The following is a 19,784-nucleotide window of genomic DNA, read 5'->3' on the forward strand; positions in this document are numbered from 1 at the left end:
TTTTTCAACAAATTATTATTTATTATTTGAACTCGACTCATTTAAAAGTACTTCCATATCCTCCATCAAGTTATCTACTTTTGCAGGAACAGTTCCATCATAAATTCCACGAATGTGGCGATTTTTATCTACCAAAATAAACGCTCCGCTATGCACTACTCCACCCGGTTGGGTAGGGTCGTCAGCAGCAGAAACCATGTAACTTTTTTGACCTATTTCAAAAATCTTCGCTTTATCGCCCGTCACCATTTGCCAAGATTCTCCTTTAATCCCAAGATTACTCCTAAATTCTTTCAAAACCGCTGGCGTATCGTGGCGTGGGTCAATTGAATGAGAAAGTAAAATTACATTCGGATTATCTTTATACTTTTCATAAATCCGAAGCATTTGCGTTTTCATTTTTGGACAAATAGTCGGACAAGTCGTGAAAAAGAAATCTGCGATATAGATTTTTCCTGCAACAAATTCTTGCGTAAGTTTTACCGAATCCTGACTGATAAATTCAAAATCAGGAATTTTATGGTAAAGAGTATCAACAACCATTTTGCCATCAACCAGTTTCTCGACGGTTTCTTTATTGCCCAAATAAGGTAATTCTTTAGGCGCTTGCGAACAGCCAAATACAATTGTTAGCAGAAAGATTAAGGATAAACATTGAACAATATTTCTCTTCATAATAGTTTACAAGTATTCAAAACTTACTTTTTCAAAAATGCTTTTGCCTCTTCAATACTTGCATTCGTTAATTCCTTTACTTTGATGATTTTATTTTTCTCTTCTTCGTAGTACTTCACTACTTCTTCTTCCGATTTTCCTTTTACTTGGTCTGGATTATACTTTTCCATCCATTCCATCATCTGTACATCGGCAGAATCTAATGCTACGTACAATTCTTTCGCTTTTGAAGAATCTGAAGATACTTTTGAAATAGAATCTAATTGTCCTTTCAAGGTCATGATTTCATCCATTTTTGGCATTACTTCATCATGTACTGCCATTACTTCTTCAATCATTTTTTTCTGTTTGTCTTCCGACTTTGAACAAGAAAAAACTACTGACAACATTAATACTGATAATAATATTTTCTTCATATTGATAAGTATCTGTTTAGTTTGGAACAAATTTATTGAGATAACAAGCTTTCGACCTTGAACGTTTAGCCTGCAAGATAATATTTTAACTGAGGGCAAGATGCTTCCCTAAAATCTCACGAGCATTTTCTATAATGGCTTTTGAAGGATTTTCTCCACCAATCATCTGTGCAATTTCCATAATTCGTTCTTCATTACTTAGTTTTCGGATTCTTGAAACCGTTCTGTCCGAAGAATTATCTTTATACACAAAGTAATGTGCTGAACCTTGTGCTGCAATTTGATGTAAATGAGTAATGGCTATCAATTGGTGATTACGGCTCATTTCTCGCATCATATTTCCTACTTTGATTGATACTTCTCCTGAAATTCCAGTATCAATTTCATCAAAAATAATGGTTGGTAAAGCACGTTTATTGGCTAAAATATATTTAATCGCCAACATTAAACGGCTAAATTCACCGCCCGAAGCCACATTTTTAATCGGTTGTGGTTTGATGCCTTTGTTTGCTGAAAACAATAAATTAATCACATTGATACCCATTGGTGATGGCTTGATGATTTCATCTTCAATTTTCAAACTAGCATTTGGCATTCCTAAATCTTTCAACAAATCTGAAATTTGTTTTTCGATAACAGGCAAAGAAATGAGTCTTGATTGCGATAAAGCTTCGGCACTTATCAATACTTCTTTCTCGGTTTTCTCTACTTCTGCTTTTGCATTTGCCAAAGCTTCGTCGATATTCAGTACTTTATTGACTTTTTGTTCTAATTCTTTCTGAATAGCCAATAATTCAACATCTGTTTTTACTTGATGTTTCTGTAAAAGATTATAAATTACATCAAGTCTTTGTTGAATACTCGTGATTTTCTCGTCGTCTAATTCTACTTCTTCGGCTTCACTTTCTACTTCTACTGCAATGTCTTTGAGTTCAATCAAACAGCTTTGAATACGCTCTTTCAATTGTAAATACTGTTCGCCAAAAGTGCTAATGCTATTCAAATTGGCTAAGGTAGAAGTTAGCAATGGAATGATAGATTGTTCCGTAGCATTCAAATATTCGGCAGACAAAAGCAATTTAGATTTTACTTCTTCGGCATTTTCTAACTTATTTAGTTCTTGTTCCAGTACTTCTAATTCGCCTGCTTTCAGTTTTATTTTCTGTAATTCATCCAGCAAAAAGGAATTATAATCAAACTCTTTTTTACTTTCTTTGGCTTCTATCCGAAGCTGTTCATATACTTTTTGGGCTTTATGAAAAGCCTGAAAATCTTTTTTATAAGTATCTAATAAATCATGATTTTGGGTGAAAGTATCGACGATTTCTAGTTGATAATCGTTCGCACCCAACAATAAATTATCATGCTGTGAATGCACATCCATCAATTGCGAAGCTACTCTGCGAAGCGTTTCTAAATTAACAGGCGTATCATTGACGAAAGCACGGGTTTTACCTTGTGGAGAAATTTCACGACGAATTACGCAATGTTCATCATAATCTAATTCTTCTTCTTCAAAAATACTCTTGATAATATAACCAGAAACATCAAATTCGCCTTCGATGACACACTTTTCATTGGGATTAAAAAGTGTACGAGTATCGGCACGATTGCCCAATAACAATCCTAAAGCACCCAACATAATAGACTTCCCCGCACCTGTTTCGCCTGTAACAATGTTTAAAGCAACGTCTGGTGTTAATACGAGATGCTCGATTAAAGCATAGTTTTTTATTTGTAACTTCGTTAGCATAAGTTGTTGGCATAAAAGCCTTGTCTGTCAATTCTTCACAAATATACTAAGGACGGAGGAGTCCTTTTATTCAATTTCCAAATTTAGGTTCTCTTTTAGTCATTTTCGCTTCAAAAGCTTCTTGCAAATCAGCAGAGAGTAACATTCCCGCATTCCAAGTTGCCATGTAATTAAGTCCGTCGGCTACCGAATTATCACGACTATGCAATAAAATATGTTTTGTTCCACGAATGGCGACAGGCGATTTTTGGGCAATCGTTGCTGCCAATTTCATTACTTCTGCCAACATCGTTTCTTTGTCAGTAAAAGTACGATTTACAATTCCGATTTTCTCAGCTTCTTTTCCTTCCACATTTCTGCCTGTATAAGCCATTTCTCGCACCAAACCATCGCCAATCAATTTGGGTAGTCTTTGCAAAGTTCCCAAATCTGCTATCATGCCCATGTCAATTTCTTTAATCGTGAAAAAGGCATCTTCAGTACAATAACGCATATCGCAAGCACAAACTAAATCTACTCCGCCACCGATACAACCACCATGAATTGCTACTAAAACTGGTTTAGAACAATTTTCGATAGCATTGATTGGAGCTTGTAAACGCAAAATATCTTTTCTGATTTTTTCTCTTCGGCGGGCATCACATGAAGTTTGCGATTGTGTAACCGACATCAACAAACTTAAATCTATTCCTGCACAAAAATGTTTGCTGTCGCCACCTTCCAGTACGATTACTCTTACTTCTGGATTTTCGTCTAGTTCAGTAAAGATTTCTAAGATTTCATCCCAAGCGGTTTGATTCAGCGCATTGGCTTTATCTGGGCGATTGATGATAAGATGAGCAATATGGTTTTGGATTGATAATTTGAGCGTTTCCATGTTTTTGGGAATAAAAAAATCACAGAGAAAAAACTGAATATCAGTAGTTTCTCTGTGAATGTTGAAGTTAGACGATATTGAAATGGAACGCAAAATTAAAGTAAAATATTTCGATTAACTTCTGCCTTTACCTCCGCCTCCGCCATCGTTATCTCCATTTGATCTTTGATTTACTTTTACGTTGGTATTACCAAAATTATAAGTAAAGTTGATTCTTAGTCTGCGGTTATCCCAGCGATATTCTCCTGTAGAAACCAATTCATTTGTTCTTGCTACATTTCTATAACGATTCAAATAGGCAGGGTCTTGGACAGAAATTTTTAAAGTAGCTTTTTTATCCCAAAGGAATTTCTTGATGCCTAAATCAAAAGCGCCTTGTGGTTTACTGGTTTCAAAACCCCATGTTTCGCCCGAATTTACATAGCCCGAAATTTCAGCAGAAAGTGTTTTATTCAAGGTAAATGTCTGTTGCAAATACAAGCCACTATAAAATTGGTTTACATTAACAACGGCATTTTCTCTGCTATAATTATACATATTAATTCCACTCCAAATATTTAAATTGACATTCCACCATTTTGTAAGATTGAACGGTAATGAAGCACTAAAACTCCACCATGATACTTTGCCATTTACATTTTCTATGGATTCTTGTATCAAACGATTTCCAGGAATATAAACAGAATCTACACTATAAACCTCCGCAAAGAACTGTTTTACTGTTACGTAATCTACCGAAAAACTAAAAGCATCTTTAATCGTATGCGTCATAGAAATGCTATTGTTTAAAGAAGGAAGTAAATTAGGGTTTCCTTTAGCATATTGTTGTGGCGAGAAAAAGCGATTAAAAGTATTAAAGTTATCACTGTTTGGACGATTGATTCTGCGAGAAAAACCCAGAGAAACAGCGTAATCTTTTGTTACTTTTTTATTCAAAGAAAGCGTTGGAAACAAATTAAAATAGTTCTGGGTTGAAAGCTCTTCGCCAGCTCTGTCAGTTCCAGAAGTATAGGTTTGCTCACCTCTCAAACCTGTTTGTAAATTCAAGGTTTTGCTGAGTTCTGTATTCAGCATAAAGTAAACGGCATGAATATTTTGCTTGAACTTGAAATATGAATTCACCAATGCACCATTGTCTCTGAAATTATCATTAAAGTCTTTTGCATTATCTGAGAAACTACTTTTAAAACCAGTTTCTAATTTTACTTTTTTAGTTAAATTCTTGATAAAATCAGCTTTCAAAGCATAAGTAACAAAGTTTTCAGGCGAGTAAATCTGATTATTTACTACATTTTGTTGACTTTCCAGCATGTTGGTTGTTTTAAAACGGTCGTCGAATGTTATTTTATTAATAATCACATCAAAATCTACGTTCAGTACTGTTCCAGATGTATCAAAATTTTGTTTCCAGTGCGTATTGATGAGGTAATTTTTATTATCTGTATTACGGTTACGCAACATTTGAATGGCTTTCGTTGTGCTGAGCTGTTGATTACTTTGGTTAATCGTTCTTTCAAAAAGATTATCCGACAAAGCCCCTTGTACTGTAAAACCTACACTTGTGTTTTTACTAAAATCATAATCAAAGGCTACTTTTGATGACCACGAATTTCCATTCCCTAAAGCCTTTCCGATGTTTTTACGAGTTTCCACCAAATTACTTCCTTCATACAATTCTTGTGTTTCATTAAAAGCATTAAACCAAGTCATGTAATTTCTACTGACATTGGCATAAAGTGTATATTTCCCTTTCTTGGCATTCATGGTAATCCCTTGATTATTTTTGGGAAAACTACCATATTCTTTATAATTGCTATAACCTACACCCATATCCACGATGTAGTTTGTGCCAAAATTTTTGCCTTTTTTAGTTTTGATATTAATAATTGCCGTAGTTCCAGAAGCATCGTAACGAGCCGACGGATTGGTAATTACTTCTATTTTATCAATGTCATCACTCTTTAGAGTCTTCAAGAAATTGGCTAATTGTTCATCGCTTAGGTAAGTTTTGCGGTCATCAATCATCACCATTACGCCCGATTTCCCTTTTACTTTTATCGTTTCTGAATTTCTATCTACCGTAATGCCCGGTACTTTTTCCATCAGTTCTAAACCGTTCAAACCAGAAGTAATCGGGCTGGCATCTACGTTCATAATCATTTTATCGCCCGAACGTTCTATCAATTGTTTTTTTACGCTTACTTCTACTTCTGAAAGCGTTTTAGATTCAGGCAATAATTGAATATTTCCAAGATTCAAATCTGCACGTACTTCGATTTTTTGGTAGTACTTTTGATAGCCTATCGCCGTGATAGCAAGTAAATAAGTATTATGAGGAATTTGTGGCGTAAGGAATCTACCATCCACATCAGCTACAGCACCTTTTACCATTGTTGAATCTTTTTCATTCAAAATCAATACATTAGCGAAAGAAGCAGCCTGTTTTTTTTCGTCAATTACTATTCCTGAAACAGTTGACTGTCCCAAAGCTTGAATAGTAGTAAAGAGAAATAAAGCAAAAAAAGTAGGTTTAAAGGTCATGAGCATTGAGCATTTTGTTGATTTGACAAGAAGATGCAAAGGTTCTACAAAATGTTGCATGCAAAAAGTTAAAAAGTCTTAACAAAAGTTAAACATTCAGGATAGCACCCTTACAGGCAAAGCCTTATGAATGATAATTTCTACAGAAATGATATGGATTTACGAAAAGAAATGTATAAATTTTTGCCATGATTAGAGTCCCTTCCCTTATACACGCTGGTGAATTTCAATCCTTGAAGATTCAGGATATGACTTTCGTTGCCTATCGCAACCAAGACCCACCTCTAAAAAACGAAGTGTTTTTTGAAGAACATGCCATGATTTTTGTCTTGGAAGGGGAAAAGCGTTTTACCTTGCCTAGCCAGACGATTCTTGTGCGTAAAGGAAGTGTGGTGTTTATTCCGAGAGGCTATTATTTAATGCAAGAAACCATTGATGCGAGCTACAGAAGTTTGGTTTTTTTCTTTAACGAAAAGCTTTTGAAAGAATTTGTCAGCCAACATTTAGAGCTTTTTGAAGAATACCAAAGTAGCCAAGCTTTACAAGTGATGTGGAATAATGCGAATCAGTTATTGGTACTAGAAATTACTGAAAGTTTGGATAAATTCACTGAATCTATTTTCCCGTATTTCAATCATGAAACGCAGTATTTGAATCATTTCTTACGATTAAAATTACAAGAATTACTCTTGCACATTTTGGAAATTGACCATTCAAAGCAGTTTAAATCAATACTTTTTAGTTTGTACAAAGGCGAGAAACCTGATTTAGCTTTTTTGATGAATTCTTACTATTTAAAACCACTGTCTTTAGAAGAATTATCAAGACTTTCAGGAAGAAGTTTGTCGGCATTTAAAAGAGATTTTCAACAAGAATTCAATACAACACCAGCCCTTTGGATTAAAAATAAACGTTTGGAATACGCTTGTTTACAAATAGAAAAGACAGAGAAAAACGTTTCGGAAATCAGTATGGAAATTGGTTATGAAAGTGTCTCGCACTTCATAAAAGCCTTCAAAGAAAAATATGGGCATACGCCTTCGGCTTTGAAAAGATAGGGTTGATAAAATACTTTATGCCAATTCTATTTTACTTTATGAGCATTCAATCTTACTAGATGCCAATTCCATTTTACTTTATGGGCATTTAATCTTAATAGATGCCAATTCCATTTTACTTTATGAGCATTTAATCTTACTAGATGACTATTTCATTTTACTTTATGGGCATTTAATCTTACTAGATGCCAATTCCATTTTACTTTATGAGCATTCAATCTTACTAGATGCCAATTTCATCTTAATTATAATCATCGTAAAAGTCAATTAGAGGGATAGGAAAAGCATTAAAGACTGATAAATAAAAAAGAGGAGCTTGATATCAAACTCCTCTTTTTATTTTATTTCACTTCAAAAAAGCCTTCGCCGATTTTGTAGCCTTCAGCATATAATTCTATGATATGTTTGCCATCTTTATAAGCTTGTCCACGACTGTAAACGAATTCAACAGATTGATGACTGTTATCATAAACAATCCTTTGCTTGGCTGTATAAGTAACGTCTTTATTTTTATACGTAAAACTGCCAGAACCAGTACTCATATCCGCTATAGACTGACCAGAGGGGTCGATAATTCTTAAAAAAATCACTTTCGCTTCTCGTGTCGTCAGTGGATTTTCTTGCAAATAGAAGGTAATTCTTACTTTATCTACTTTCTTTGATTTATAAACACCACCATCACTTTCTTTCCCTTTTACAGAAATCGCATAAACATTAATACTTTCGGCATGAAGAGCCGCCGCCTGAGAAACCTTTTCAGACAGTTCTCTATTACGTTCAGATAATTCTTTTTGGCGAATTGTATAATTAATGGCAGAATCGTTCAAAGCTTTTTGAGCAAAAGAAATGTCTTCTAAAAGAGCTTGAGCTTCTTTACTCAGCGAATCGTTCATCGCAGCTAGAATACCATTCTCTTTTCTTAAACTCACTAATTCATTATCTTTCTCTCCTAATAAAGTAAGGTATTTCTTGAATTTCAACTCATACTTTTTCATTGAAAAACCTACTGATTTCTGCAATGCTATTTTATCTTTTTGCAATTGTTGCTTTGCACGAATCAACTCACTTACATCACCACCCAAACGTTTAATTTCAATAATTTTTGTATTTAACTGATTTTCTATCGAATCTAATTTGGTACTTGCTACTAACAAATCCTTCGCTTGTAAATCGCTTAAGTCTTCGTTTCTTTTATTAAACTGGCGTTCTCTGAAATATAAAAAACCCAATGCTGTAACCAAAATAATCAATACAGCAACGGCGATTTTAAGTTTCTGTTCACTTTGTCTATTTGGATTGTACTCCTCCATTGGCTAGTATTTGATAATTTATGTTTGTATTAACTTTAAACGTTATAAGTTTGGTTTAATTTTGCAAAACTAAGTGTTTGCCCCCGATTACACAAAAATACAAATATTTACCAATCATTCTTGAGCTGAAACCATGAGCATCGCAAAAAATTTAGATAATATCAATATTCAATTACAAGGCACAACAGCACGATTAATTGCTGTAACTAAAACTAAACCTATTGCTGATTTGGAAGAAGCCTATCAAGCAAACTGTAAAACCTTTGGCGAAAATAAGGTTCAGGAAATGGTTGAAAAATGGGAAATCTTGCCTAAAGATATTGAATGGCATTTGATTGGTCATCTACAAAGTAATAAAGTAAAGTACATGGCTTCTTTTGTAGCAATGATTCATTCTGTTGATTCTTTAAAACTACTTCAGGAAATTAATAAACAAGCTACTAAAAATAATAGAATTATTGACTGTTTATTACAAATTTATATTGCCCAAGAAGAAACTAAATTTGGATTATCACAAGATGAAGCCAAAGAACTCTTACAATCAGATGAGTTTAAAAGCATGAAAAACATCAAAATTGTGGGTTTGATGGGTATGGCAACGAATACGGACGACCAAGCACAAATCAGATTAGAATTCAGAAGTTTAAAAACATTTTTTGATGAATTAAAGGTATCAATTCCTGAAAGTGATAACCTACAATTAAAAGAAATTTCAATGGGAATGTCGGGAGATTTTCTGATTGCTGCCGAAGAAGGTTCTACTTTGGTAAGGGTTGGTTCTGCGATTTTTGGACATCGCTAAGGTGTAAATCAACCTGAATTCCCCTTTAATACAAAAAAGATTTTAGAGGTCTTTGGAATTATCATAGTCCTTACTTTTCTTTCCTTGATGAAAGAAAAGTAACAAAAGAAAATCAAGAATTCCTAAACTCGCTTCGCTCAAACAGTAGGAATTCGGTGTCCATCAATCACAAAAAAGCGGTTGAAAAACTAATTTCGACCGCTTTTTTGTGATTTTAAAATTAGTGATAACTTATGTTATCCTAACTCTCTCTTTTTATCTTTCATTGCATATTTTAATACTACTTTTTTCCTAGAAACAGTTTCCAGAAAAGGCTTTAAAATTTGCTCTGCTGATTTTTTAGTTTGCTCCAGAATTCCCATTTCTTTCGCCGATTGTGCTACTTGTACTTCTGCTTTTTTGAAAGCTTCATCAACCAATTTTGCTTCATCCATAAAAGCGTATTCTGTATTATAAACCTTTGATTTTGAATGGTCTATTTTAAAATTACAGATTTCAGGTTCTGGTAAATGAACGACTAAAATACTGTCTTGTTCTGTAATATCAGCAACCCTAATCTTGGTTAAATCCAAACAACCTGTGGCTTCTCCTGTGACGATTAACAATACTTTTGCATCTGGCAAAAAGTCTTTTTTAATACGACTTTCTACCACATCTCTGAAATTATACTTTACCAACTCCAGTTTTCCCATGGAAGTAATCTTTTGTAAAAGCACGCTATGCGATACTTCTGGTTCGGCATCTCCAAAAGGATTTTTTAAATTTTTAAATTTCTCCCATGCCCAAACAGCCAAAATAATCAATAAAATCAAAGGGATTAAACGAAGTAATCTACGATATATAAGCATAGTATTGAGATGATATTTATCTAAAAACAAAAAACCCACGAAATAATTCGCAGGTTCTAAAAGTATTATTTATCGAAAATTAGTGACTGTAAGCTGAATTATCTGGTTGCTTTTCTAAATCAAATAATTCGGTTAGTACATCTACTAATTGATCTGCATCTCCACGTTTACAAGCTGCTTTCAACTGAATTACTGGCAACTTCATGATTTTCTGCACAATGCCCATCGTAATTTTCTCGATTTTCTCAGATTCTTCGGGTGAAAGATTCTTCAAATGACGAGCCATCTCTTCTTTACGAATTTGCTCAAGTGCATTTTTCAATTTGTTGATTGTTGGTGAAACAACCATTTCTTTCGACCAATCATCAAAACCTACAATAGCTTCTGCAATGATTCTTTCTACATGAGGAATTGATGCTAAGCGACTTTTCAAAGCTTCATCGGCACGTTCACGAAGACTATCAATGTTATATACTAAAGCTCCTGGAATTTCCTCTACATTATCCTCTACACTTCTAGGAACTGATAAATCAATAAAATATTTGAAAGTAAGAATTCCGATTCTTTCGATTAATTCTTTGGTAACAATTGGTTTATCAATCATCACTGAAGAAATAATTACGTCGGCTCTTTTAATTTCTCTTTCTAAAGTAGAAAAATCTGCAATTCTGAAATTACGTCCCGCAGCGATTTTTTCAGCTTTAGCAAGAGTACGATTCATCACTGTGATTTCAGCAAATTCTTGGTCTGCCATGTTTTTGCAAACATCAATACCAATTTCGCCTAAACCTAAAATCAATACTTTCGGATTGTTGATATTTCTAGTTACTTCTTCTGTCAAAGCTACTGCAGCATACGACGTAGAAGCGGCACCATCACGAAAAGAAGTTTCTTGAGCAACACGTTTGTTTGCAAAGAAAATCGTGTGCATCAAACGGTGAAGGAATGGCCCAGCCATGTTCAAATCAGCAGCGATTTGATATGATTGTTTTACTTGGTTAGGAATTTGCAAATCGCCAACAACTTTTGAATGCAAACCTGTTGCTACTTCAAAAAGATGCTGAACCGCTTCTGCTTGTGTATTAAGTTGTTGGAAATAATCAAAATATAATTCAGTATTGTTAATTCCTTTTTCAATTAATAATACTTTGATTAATTCAGCCGTGATATTTTGTTCGGCTACATAATATACTTCAGTTCGGTTGCAAGTAGAAACAACAAGGCTTTCTTGAATGCCAAACAAATCTCTAATTTTAAGTGAGAAATTTTTGATTTCTTCCTCCGTTAGAGCTACTTGTTCTCGCACCGCCAAGGGAGCAGATTTATATGATAAACTTAATGCTTTGAAAATATTTTTCATGACTCCTTACAATTCCGATTCGCTTCAACAAGAAAATATCCTTGTTTTAAAGCTATACAATTAAACAATTTGTAACGCTGTGTGCCATATTTTCACAAATTGAATAATTGTGTAAAATTACAACACGAATGATTATGATTGGCTCTAATAATGGCTAATTATTTATACTTATCTATAATTTAGAATACATATAAATAAGACGCTTATTCTTTGTTCTGTATTCTAAAAAAAATACAATTTCACTGTTTTCTAATTTTGTCGAAAGGTAGTAGAGTTTTTACGCTTCGAAACTGACTTTAATCAATTTTAATGTTAATATTAATTAGCTTGACTAAGGATGAGTATTCATTTTATTCCATTCAAAACCTTTACTTCACAAAAGTAAACAAAGATATTTAATAGTAAAAATTGATATTTTGTATATCAGAATAGTTTTTAGCTATAATTCTATTCAATAAAAAAGGCAAAAGGTATTCTTGAAATGAACATTGAATTCTATTCTGAAAAAACCTTTTACCTTTTTCTTTGTAAACTTATTGCCCTACAATATCTCCTTTAAGACTCGCCAAAACTGTCAATAATTGAATTTTTGTTCTTGATTCAACTTTGAATTTTACTAAAGATGCGGTTAAATCTTCCACCAAAGCGTTGAAATGTGCATCTGTAATTTTCATTCCTTTATGAGCCGTTTTCATATCTAAGCCTGTATATTTTTCTGGTCCACCAGAAGCCTGACCAACTTGATTTACAAGATTCATTTTCAAGCGATTCAAACGAGCTGGGTCAGCAGCAGCAGCAGCAAAAAAAGCATTGATACGAGTATCAGCAGCTACTTTTCCAATAAAATCATCAATCACGGCAGTAATCGCAGGATTGCCTCCCAAACGTACATATACAGAAGTAGGCCCTTCAACAATATCACCTTTCATGGTAGCCAAAGCTGTTAACAATTCTGTTTTTTCAGTAGCTGGTACTTTAAATTTATCAAGTGATAATGATAAATCTTCTACTAAAGCATTAAAATGAGATTCTTCGATACCCATTCCTTTGTGAGCCGTTTTCATGTCAAGTCCAGAATACTTTTCCATTCCACCCGTTGCCATTCCAACCTGGTTAATCAAATTGTTGCGTAATCTTGTAAGACGTGCAGGATCTCCAGCAGCATCAGCAAAGAAAGCATTGATTCTAGCATCACCAGCAACATTCGTAATAAATTGGTCAATTACTGCTGAAATGGCAGCATTACCACCCAGACGGTCATAAAGAGATTTTACAGGAACTACTTCATCATCTTTACTGCAAGATGTAAACACAAGCATTCCTGCCATGAGGAATGCGCCCCATAGTTGCATTGTTTTTTTCATGTTTTTTAAAAATTTTACCGATGACTGTAAGAGTTTTGCACGCTCGTTATGCACAACTTTTACGATTAATTTTAAGAATGTTCGAGCAATGAAGATTAAATTTTAATAGTCAAGAAGCGATGAAAACTTTATAGGATTATTGCTTAAAAGTGTGCTATTGATAATACTTATCGAAAGCATAATGCCTTTTTTGCTCCTAATATAAAATCAATGTATTCTGAAGGAACTGGACACTGCGGACCTTTGAAAGTGCTAAAATCTAATTTTGAAGGATTGAAATCCTCAGAAGTTAGCACTTTATTCAATGCTTCTTCTGAGGTTTCGTCTTCATGGAAAGTAACACTTACGGTTTTTCCCATGCGGTTTACTGTGGCAGCAGTAATACCTATGTTAGCGGATAATTTGTTGGCGATGTTTATACTATCTTGAACCGATAAGTCACGGTCGAGATTAAAAACAGCTAGGGAAATTGGTTTTAAATTCAAGCGTTCAGAAAGTGGCGGTTCTTGCCAATTGGCATAAACAACAAAAGCAACGAAAAGACTTAAAATGACAATGCTTGTTACTTTGAATATTTTGGTTAGCGTTTGCATGGCTGAAAATATTTATTTGGAAGTTTTTAGATATGTTTTTCATTCAACAGACATATCTACGAAAGACATTTCATCTTGGATTGCTGGATTTGAAAAAATAACTAGAAAAATAAAAAACGGGGAATCTCCTCTCAGAAATTCCCCGTTTCGGTTAATACTTAATTGTTGTCTTAATATCCTTTTTCCCAGACTTCGTGTACTCTTTCGCCTGTAGCACTTTGCCCAGCATGAATCCAATCTTTGCCATTGATTACACAATCGTATTCAAATGAATTATTCACTTCTTTGTTTCTTTTTGAAGAAAAAGTAATTTTTTCAATATACTTCTCCTTTTTCTTGCTAAACGTACCGCCAAAAGTGCCAAAAAACTGATGTGTATCAATATTGAAACTCGCCAACTGAAAGTGTTCTCCAGAAAATATTTTTATTGTTTTAAAAGGTCCTTTAAAAACAGTTTGCATTTTAAATGCTTTGTCTTCTTTTGCTCGTAAACGCCAAAGTGCATTTGAAAAAGGTTCTGTACTTAATTTTTCCGTAATTCGTAACCAAGTACCAGCCAAAGGACCTTGAGTAAGGGTTAAAGTATTTTTATCCAAAGAAAAAATATTAGCTACGGTTAATCCTACCAAAGTAGAATCTTCTGTATTAAAATCTCTTTTGAAAGATAAAATAGTTTTTGAATCTGCTTTTAATATTTCAAAAGTACCTCCACCTGTATTGACAAAATGTTTATCATTGGTTTGATAAGTAGCAAACATTAAATAGTTTTCAGTACAAATCAACCTTGAAGTATTGCCATTAGGGTTTACTTGTTGCCATACTCCATTGATAGACTGAGCAAACAAAACATTGCTAAGCGTTAGACAAAAACAAAAAACGAGTAATAGTATTTTCTTAGTCATTGAAGTGATTAAAGTATTGATAATGATTGAGTAATCAACGAAACATTCATGGCCTTTCGCATAAATACTTTATTGGTTTTTCCCAATGAGTTTTAATACTTCACTAGCGATTTCTTTCGCCGCTTCTGGTTTGGCTAATTGATGGATATTTTTGCTCAGCACTTCTTGCTTTGAAGCATCTTGCAATAAATCAATCGTAGCTTTTACTAAAGTCTCTCTGGCAGCAATATCTTTTACCAAAATAGCAGCATCGTTATTAACCAAACTCATGGCATTCATGGTTTGATGATCTTCCGCAGCCGTTGGCAAAGGCACTAAAATAGCAGGTTTCGCCGCCAAACATAATTCAGAAACCGATAAAGCTCCCGCTCTTGAAACGACCACATCAGCCACTGCATAAGCCAAATCCATTTCATAAATAAAATCAGAAACATAAACCTGACCTTTGAAAACACTTGCAGTCGTTTTGGCTCTGTCGATATACAATTTACCTGTTTGCCAAACTACTTGATAACCGGCACCGACCAAATTGGTTAATCCCGCATCAATAGATTCATTGATTGTTCTGGCACCTTGGCTTCCACCAATTACTAAAACTGTCTTTTTATCAGTTTGCAAACCGAAATGTTTTAAAGCTTCATCTCGTTTTGATTTTACTTCTAAAATATCTTTTCTGACAGGATTGCCCGTCATTTTTATTTTTTCTGCATCAAAAAAAGTATCCATTCTTGGATAAGCCACACAGATTTTTTTTGCTTTTTTCGCTAGTAATTTATTGGTAACACCCGCATAAGAATTCTGTTCTTGAATCAAGTAAGGAACCCCCATCATAGATGCCGCCAACAATAATGGTCCAGAAGCGTAACCTCCTACTCCTATTGCAACATCTGGTTTAAAATCTTTAATAATACTTCTGGCTTCGCTCAGGCTTGCGATTAATTTTCTAGGAAAGCTAAGATTAGCTAATAAATTAGAACGATTGATTCCCGCAATGGGTAAACCAATAATTTGATAACCCGCTTTTGGTACTTTTTCCATTTCCATTTTTCCTTCTGCTCCAACGAACAAAATTTCAATAGCAGGATTAATTTCCTTTAAAGCATTAGCAATAGCAATGGCAGGATAAATGTGTCCGCCTGTTCCTCCACCTGAGATGATGACTTTGGTCATTTGAATGATAATTAAGCAATAAGTTTTAAGCCTTAAACTAAAAACTTATTTTGGTACTGTTAAAAACAAATAGCTGACAACGAAGGGCTGATAGCTTATAAAATTGGATTTTTTACTTTATCTCTACTCACCGCAATGATAATTCCGACCATTGCACCCGTGAACAAAAGGGAGCTACCACCCATACTTAAAAGTGGTAAGTTTTGCCCTGTAACAGGTCCTAAACCAGTAGCAACGCCCATGTGCACCATTGCTTGAATCACTAAACTAAAGGTTAGTCCAGCAGAAAGTAAGCCTCCGAAGGCTCGCCCAGAACTATCCACGGCTTTCATCCCTCGATATAAAAACCAGAGATAAAGCCCCAAAACAAATACACCACCAATCATCCCCCATTCTTCGATAATGATGGCATAAATAAAGTCAGATTCAGATTCTGTTAAGAAGTATCGTTGTTGACTTTTTCCGGGCCCTTTTCCTAAAACTCCACCGTTGGCGATGGCGTAAAAACTCCTTTCAATTTGATAATCGGAAGTTTGTGAGGCGTCTTTTTTCTTCGTTCCTTTTAAACCACTGGCAAAGTTGATAACACGGTTTCTGGCTGTTTCGATACGGCTACCTGTTCCGGTCATAACCAATAAAGTTGCCGTAATGAAAATACCCGCTAAAGCCAATAGTAAATATTGGCTAGGTACTCTTCCGAAAAACATCAACAAAAAACAAGTGGTAAATAAAAGTAAGGAAGTAGAAACGTTGGTGAGTGCAATTGCCGAACAGACCAAAATGATTTTTACAATCATCGGTAAAATTTCATTAAAAGTATAACTCACATGTTGCCGTTTGGCTAACATTGCCGCCAAATTGGTAATTAAAGATAATTTGGCTAAATCGGAAGGCATAAATGTTAAACCACCAACATGAATCCAACGATTGGCATGGTTAATTCCTTGTTCGAATTTATAAGCATAAATCAAGAGTACAAAAGATAGAATTACACCAGCATTGGAATACATCGCAAAACGATGGTAGTCTAGTCGATGAAAAAACCACATCGAACCAAGCCCCAACGAAACCAAAATAATATGTTTAAAGATATGATAAAAAATACCTCCACTAGCCATTACCGCTAATTTCCCAGATGCACTTGATACGACAATAATACTTATCATCGACAAAGCTGCAACGATAGTCCATATCTGATGATCGCCTTTAAGATTACTTTTTAACCAATTTGTCACCATTTTTTCAATGAATTTTTGAAATAATATTTTGTTTAAGCAATTGTCAATGCTGATACAGCCGCTTTGAATTGTCGTCCTCTATCTTCGTAATTTTTGAATAAATCAAAACTAGCGCAAGCAGGCGAAAGTAAAACTACGTCACCTTCAGTGGCTACTTCTTGCCCAAGCGTAACGGCTTTCTGCATACTATCAACCGAGAAAATCAAGGGTACTTTTTTGCCGAAGTAATCTAATAATTTTTGATTATCCGTTCCCATGCAAATCAAGGCTTTTACTTTTTGTTCAACCAAGGCTTCAATTTGGCTATAATCATTGCCTTTATCAACACCGCCCATGATTAGCACAATTGGGTCGTTGAAACTACCCAGTGCATAAAAAACAGAATCAACATTTGTCGCTTTTGAATCGTTGACAAACTTTACGCCACCAACTTCTCCGCAAGGCTCAAGGCGATGTTCTACACTTTTGAAAGATTTTAACCCTTCTGCAATTTTATCGTTTTCAATGCCCAATACTTTTGCAACTAAAATAGCAGACATTGCATTGATCGCATTATGCGAACCTTTGATGGGCAAATCTTCTAAAGCAAATGAGAAATGATTTTCTTGATAAGTAACCTCAAGCCTTTCGTTTTGTAAACTTCCTCCTTGTGCTACTTTTTCTTGTAATGAAACTGGCAGATAATTGACTGGGAATGTCTTTTTAGCTAATTCATTTGCTAGTGCTTCACTTTCTTGATAAAAAATAAAGTTATCAGAAGGTGTCATATTCTGTAAAACTCTGAATTTAGAATCTACATAATTCTGAAATTCATAGTTATATCTATCCAAATGGTCGGGCGTGATATTGAGTAAAATAGCAACATCAGCCTTAAATTCGAAACAATTATCCAACTGAAAACTGCTAAGTTCTAATACAAAATAATCAAGTGTATCATCAATTACTTGTTTGGCAAAACTATCGCCAATATTGCCTGCCAAGCCGACATTCAGACCTGCATTTTTCAGTAAATGATAGGTTAACAGTGTGGTCGTTGTTTTTCCGTTACTTCCTGTAATCGCAATAATTTTTGCTTTTGTATAACGTGAAGCCAATTCAATTTCTGAAATAATAGGAATTCTAAGCGATTTCAACTTTTGAACTAAAGCAACTTTATCTGGAATTCCCGGACTTTTCACTACTTCATCAGCATCTAAAATTTGTTCTTCTGTATGTTGTCCTTCTTCAAAAGGAATCTCATTTTGATTCAAAATTTCCTTATACTTGTCTGATAAAATACCCTTATCCGACAAAAACACCTTAAAGCCTTTTGCTTTTGCCAATAAAGCTGCACCAACGCCACTTTCACCTCCGCCCAAGATTGCGATTTTTTTCATATTCCAGAATTTGTTATGTTCTCAAAATTCAATTTGCAAAGTAACCAAAATCTCAGCCCTCTTCTAATCTTTTTAACGGAAAAAATAAAAGCCCAAAGTTTTTACACTTCGGGCTTTATTGAATAATATCAAAACTTTCCTATCACTTTTCAGTCGTTTTATCCGTGATTCCAGCTTTGTTAGCGGCTTTTATGATTAAAAAAATCATAAAAGCAATGATTAAAAACTGAACAGTAACTTGGATGAAATTTCCGTATTTCACTTCCGCTTTACCTACCATAACAGATAACGTAGCAAAATTTTCGCCTCCTAATGCAATCCCAATGATTGGCATCAGAATATCATCGACTAATGAAGTAACAATTTTACCGAAAGCACCTCCGATAATTACACCAATTGCCAAGTCAAGGACATTGCCTTGGGCAATAAAACTTTTAAATTCTTTTAGCATTGTTCTGAGTGTTTTTAGAGTAATTGACAATACTAATATGGTGAAAATCTTAGAAAGTATGTAAGAAACCTAAACCTAAATTTCTAGCCTGCTGAATTTTAGTGCTTAAATCGTCATCATAAAGTAAAATGAAATCAAAAGTAGCACTAAAATACTTGTTGATTTTAGCGGCAACTTTCGCATCAATTCTATTATCAATATGTCCTAAAGAGTTGGCATTGATAAAAACTTGATGGCGTAATTTCAAGTTGACATTTTTAGCAATATCTTTATCAAAGTTTGATACGATTTGAATTAAGGCAAAATCATTACGAAACTTAGAGCCCACTCGTACACCATAAGCTGGTTTCAATTCACCAGTTATTGGGTCTTTTTCTCTTACACCATTGTCTGTTACAATTGTCTGACGAATAGCACCTGGCGATGCTACCATGCTAAAATAAGGTTTTGGTCGCCATTCAAACCCAATAGATTCTGTAATATAAGCAGGCGATAAAAAGTTAGAAATCTTTATATCATTGGCAGCAACGTCGCCATATTTATAACCCGAAGTAAATTGTGATTGAAAGTTGAATACTCCAACCAAAGCCCATGTAGGAGATATTTTATGACCCACTTTTGAATCAAAAAACAAGCGGTCGATACTTTTTCTAAAACCGTTACCATTATTGAGCAAGCCATATTGCATTTGCAAATCGTTCACCCAAGTAGTTTTTGCTTTAGCGTATTCTCTTTTTGTATTAAAAAAAACGGTGAAACCTGTAGCATTTTGCCCTCCGGGACTCCAATTATTAAAATCAGCATTACTGAAATTAGCACCATATTGGGTTTTCTTTTTCCAATACGAAGTATCTTTTTTTATTTCTTTAGGCTTAACTTCCTGTGGTTTGGTTTCCTGCGGTTTAACTTCTGGTGTTTTTACTTCTTGAGGCTTTACTTCTTGACTTTTTACTTCTTGAGCAAAAATGTTCGACGAATAAAATAAGCTTACGATAAAGAAGAGAAAATGCTGTTTCTTCATAATATATTTTTTAGTCCGTTATTTATAAT

18 protein-coding genes are annotated in these 19,784 nt (G+C 34.4%); 2 read left to right on the forward strand and 16 right to left on the reverse strand.

Annotated features, from left to right (window positions below; translation table 11 throughout):
- Nucleotides 1–15: 15 nt before the first annotated feature.
- From VB798_RS07780 to VB798_RS07800, 5 genes are all read right to left on the reverse strand, one after another.
- Nucleotides 16–675 (reverse strand): SCO family protein, encoded by a 660-nt coding sequence (locus VB798_RS07780; protein ID WP_323257643.1) that lies wholly within the window; start codon nucleotides 673–675, stop codon nucleotides 16–18.
- A gap of 23 nt (nucleotides 676–698) precedes the next feature.
- On the reverse strand, nucleotides 699–1,091 hold the full coding sequence (locus VB798_RS07785) for a hypothetical protein (RefSeq protein WP_323257645.1): 393 nt from the start codon (nucleotides 1,089–1,091) through the stop codon (nucleotides 699–701).
- An 85-nt stretch (nucleotides 1,092–1,176) separates the two neighbouring features.
- A complete protein-coding gene (gene recN / locus VB798_RS07790) occupies nucleotides 1,177–2,844 on the reverse strand; it encodes a DNA repair protein RecN (protein ID WP_323257647.1) in 1,668 nt (555 codons plus the stop codon).
- Between the two features lie 70 nt (nucleotides 2,845–2,914).
- Nucleotides 2,915–3,721: a crotonase/enoyl-CoA hydratase family protein gene (locus VB798_RS07795; RefSeq protein WP_323257649.1), complete on the reverse strand. Its 807-nt coding sequence runs from the start codon at nucleotides 3,719–3,721 to the stop codon at nucleotides 2,915–2,917.
- Nucleotides 3,722–3,835: 114 nt separating this feature from the next.
- Entirely contained in the window at nucleotides 3,836–6,268 is a 2,433-nt protein-coding gene (locus VB798_RS07800; protein WP_323257651.1) for an outer membrane beta-barrel family protein, read from the reverse strand.
- Between the two features lie 182 nt (nucleotides 6,269–6,450).
- Here VB798_RS07800 and VB798_RS07805 point away from each other — a divergent pair, with 182 nt between their 5' ends.
- On the forward strand, nucleotides 6,451–7,320 hold the full coding sequence (locus VB798_RS07805; RefSeq protein ID WP_323257653.1) for an AraC family transcriptional regulator: 870 nt from the start codon (nucleotides 6,451–6,453) through the stop codon (nucleotides 7,318–7,320).
- Between the two features lie 341 nt (nucleotides 7,321–7,661).
- On the opposite strand, the gene VB798_RS07810 is transcribed toward VB798_RS07805, so the two are convergent.
- Nucleotides 7,662–8,630, reverse strand: coding sequence for a hypothetical protein (locus VB798_RS07810; protein WP_323257655.1), 969 nt, complete (start codon nucleotides 8,628–8,630; stop codon nucleotides 7,662–7,664).
- 133 nt (nucleotides 8,631–8,763) lie between these two features.
- Between VB798_RS07810 and VB798_RS07815 the strand changes: the two genes are divergently transcribed.
- Nucleotides 8,764–9,432 (forward strand): YggS family pyridoxal phosphate-dependent enzyme, encoded by a 669-nt coding sequence (locus VB798_RS07815; protein ID WP_323257657.1) that lies wholly within the window; start codon nucleotides 8,764–8,766, stop codon nucleotides 9,430–9,432.
- A gap of 236 nt (nucleotides 9,433–9,668) precedes the next feature.
- Here VB798_RS07815 and VB798_RS07820 read toward each other — a convergent pair whose 3' ends face one another.
- From VB798_RS07820 to VB798_RS07865, 10 genes are all read right to left on the reverse strand, one after another.
- Entirely contained in the window at nucleotides 9,669–10,280 is a 612-nt protein-coding gene (locus tag VB798_RS07820) for a DUF4230 domain-containing protein (RefSeq protein WP_323257659.1), read from the reverse strand.
- A 79-nt stretch (nucleotides 10,281–10,359) separates the two neighbouring features.
- Complete coding sequence (hemA, locus tag VB798_RS07825; RefSeq protein ID WP_323257660.1) at nucleotides 10,360–11,640, reverse strand: glutamyl-tRNA reductase; 1,281 nt, start codon at nucleotides 11,638–11,640, stop codon at nucleotides 10,360–10,362.
- Nucleotides 11,641–12,173: 533 nt separating this feature from the next.
- A complete protein-coding gene (locus tag VB798_RS07830) occupies nucleotides 12,174–13,004 on the reverse strand; it encodes a group I truncated hemoglobin (protein WP_323257662.1) in 831 nt (276 codons plus the stop codon).
- Between the two features lie 167 nt (nucleotides 13,005–13,171).
- A complete protein-coding gene (locus VB798_RS07835) occupies nucleotides 13,172–13,597 on the reverse strand; it encodes a hypothetical protein (protein ID WP_323257664.1) in 426 nt (141 codons plus the stop codon).
- 170 nt (nucleotides 13,598–13,767) lie between these two features.
- Nucleotides 13,768–14,499 (reverse strand): hypothetical protein, encoded by a 732-nt coding sequence (locus tag VB798_RS07840; protein ID WP_323257666.1) that lies wholly within the window; start codon nucleotides 14,497–14,499, stop codon nucleotides 13,768–13,770.
- A gap of 69 nt (nucleotides 14,500–14,568) precedes the next feature.
- The gene (gene murG / locus VB798_RS07845; RefSeq protein ID WP_323257668.1) at nucleotides 14,569–15,669 is read right to left on the reverse strand and encodes an undecaprenyldiphospho-muramoylpentapeptide beta-N-acetylglucosaminyltransferase; all 1,101 of its coding nucleotides are present in this window, start codon (nucleotides 15,667–15,669) and stop codon (nucleotides 14,569–14,571) included.
- Nucleotides 15,670–15,764: 95 nt separating this feature from the next.
- Nucleotides 15,765–16,907 carry an FtsW/RodA/SpoVE family cell cycle protein gene (locus VB798_RS07850; protein ID WP_323257670.1) on the reverse strand — a complete coding sequence of 381 codons (1,143 nt, stop codon included), beginning with the start codon at nucleotides 16,905–16,907 and terminating at the stop codon, nucleotides 15,765–15,767.
- A 32-nt stretch (nucleotides 16,908–16,939) separates the two neighbouring features.
- Nucleotides 16,940–18,283 (reverse strand): UDP-N-acetylmuramoyl-L-alanine--D-glutamate ligase, encoded by a 1,344-nt coding sequence (gene murD / locus VB798_RS07855; protein WP_323257672.1) that lies wholly within the window; start codon nucleotides 18,281–18,283, stop codon nucleotides 16,940–16,942.
- A 142-nt stretch (nucleotides 18,284–18,425) separates the two neighbouring features.
- Nucleotides 18,426–18,734, reverse strand: coding sequence for a large conductance mechanosensitive channel protein MscL (gene mscL, locus VB798_RS07860; RefSeq protein WP_323257674.1), 309 nt, complete (start codon nucleotides 18,732–18,734; stop codon nucleotides 18,426–18,428).
- A 49-nt stretch (nucleotides 18,735–18,783) separates the two neighbouring features.
- A complete protein-coding gene (locus VB798_RS07865) occupies nucleotides 18,784–19,755 on the reverse strand; it encodes a DUF3078 domain-containing protein (RefSeq protein ID WP_323257676.1) in 972 nt (323 codons plus the stop codon).
- Nucleotides 19,756–19,784 lie beyond the last annotated feature (29 nt).

Source organism: Arcicella lustrica, assembly GCF_034930985.1.
Classification (GTDB): Bacteria; Bacteroidota; Bacteroidia; order Cytophagales; family Spirosomataceae; genus Arcicella; species Arcicella lustrica.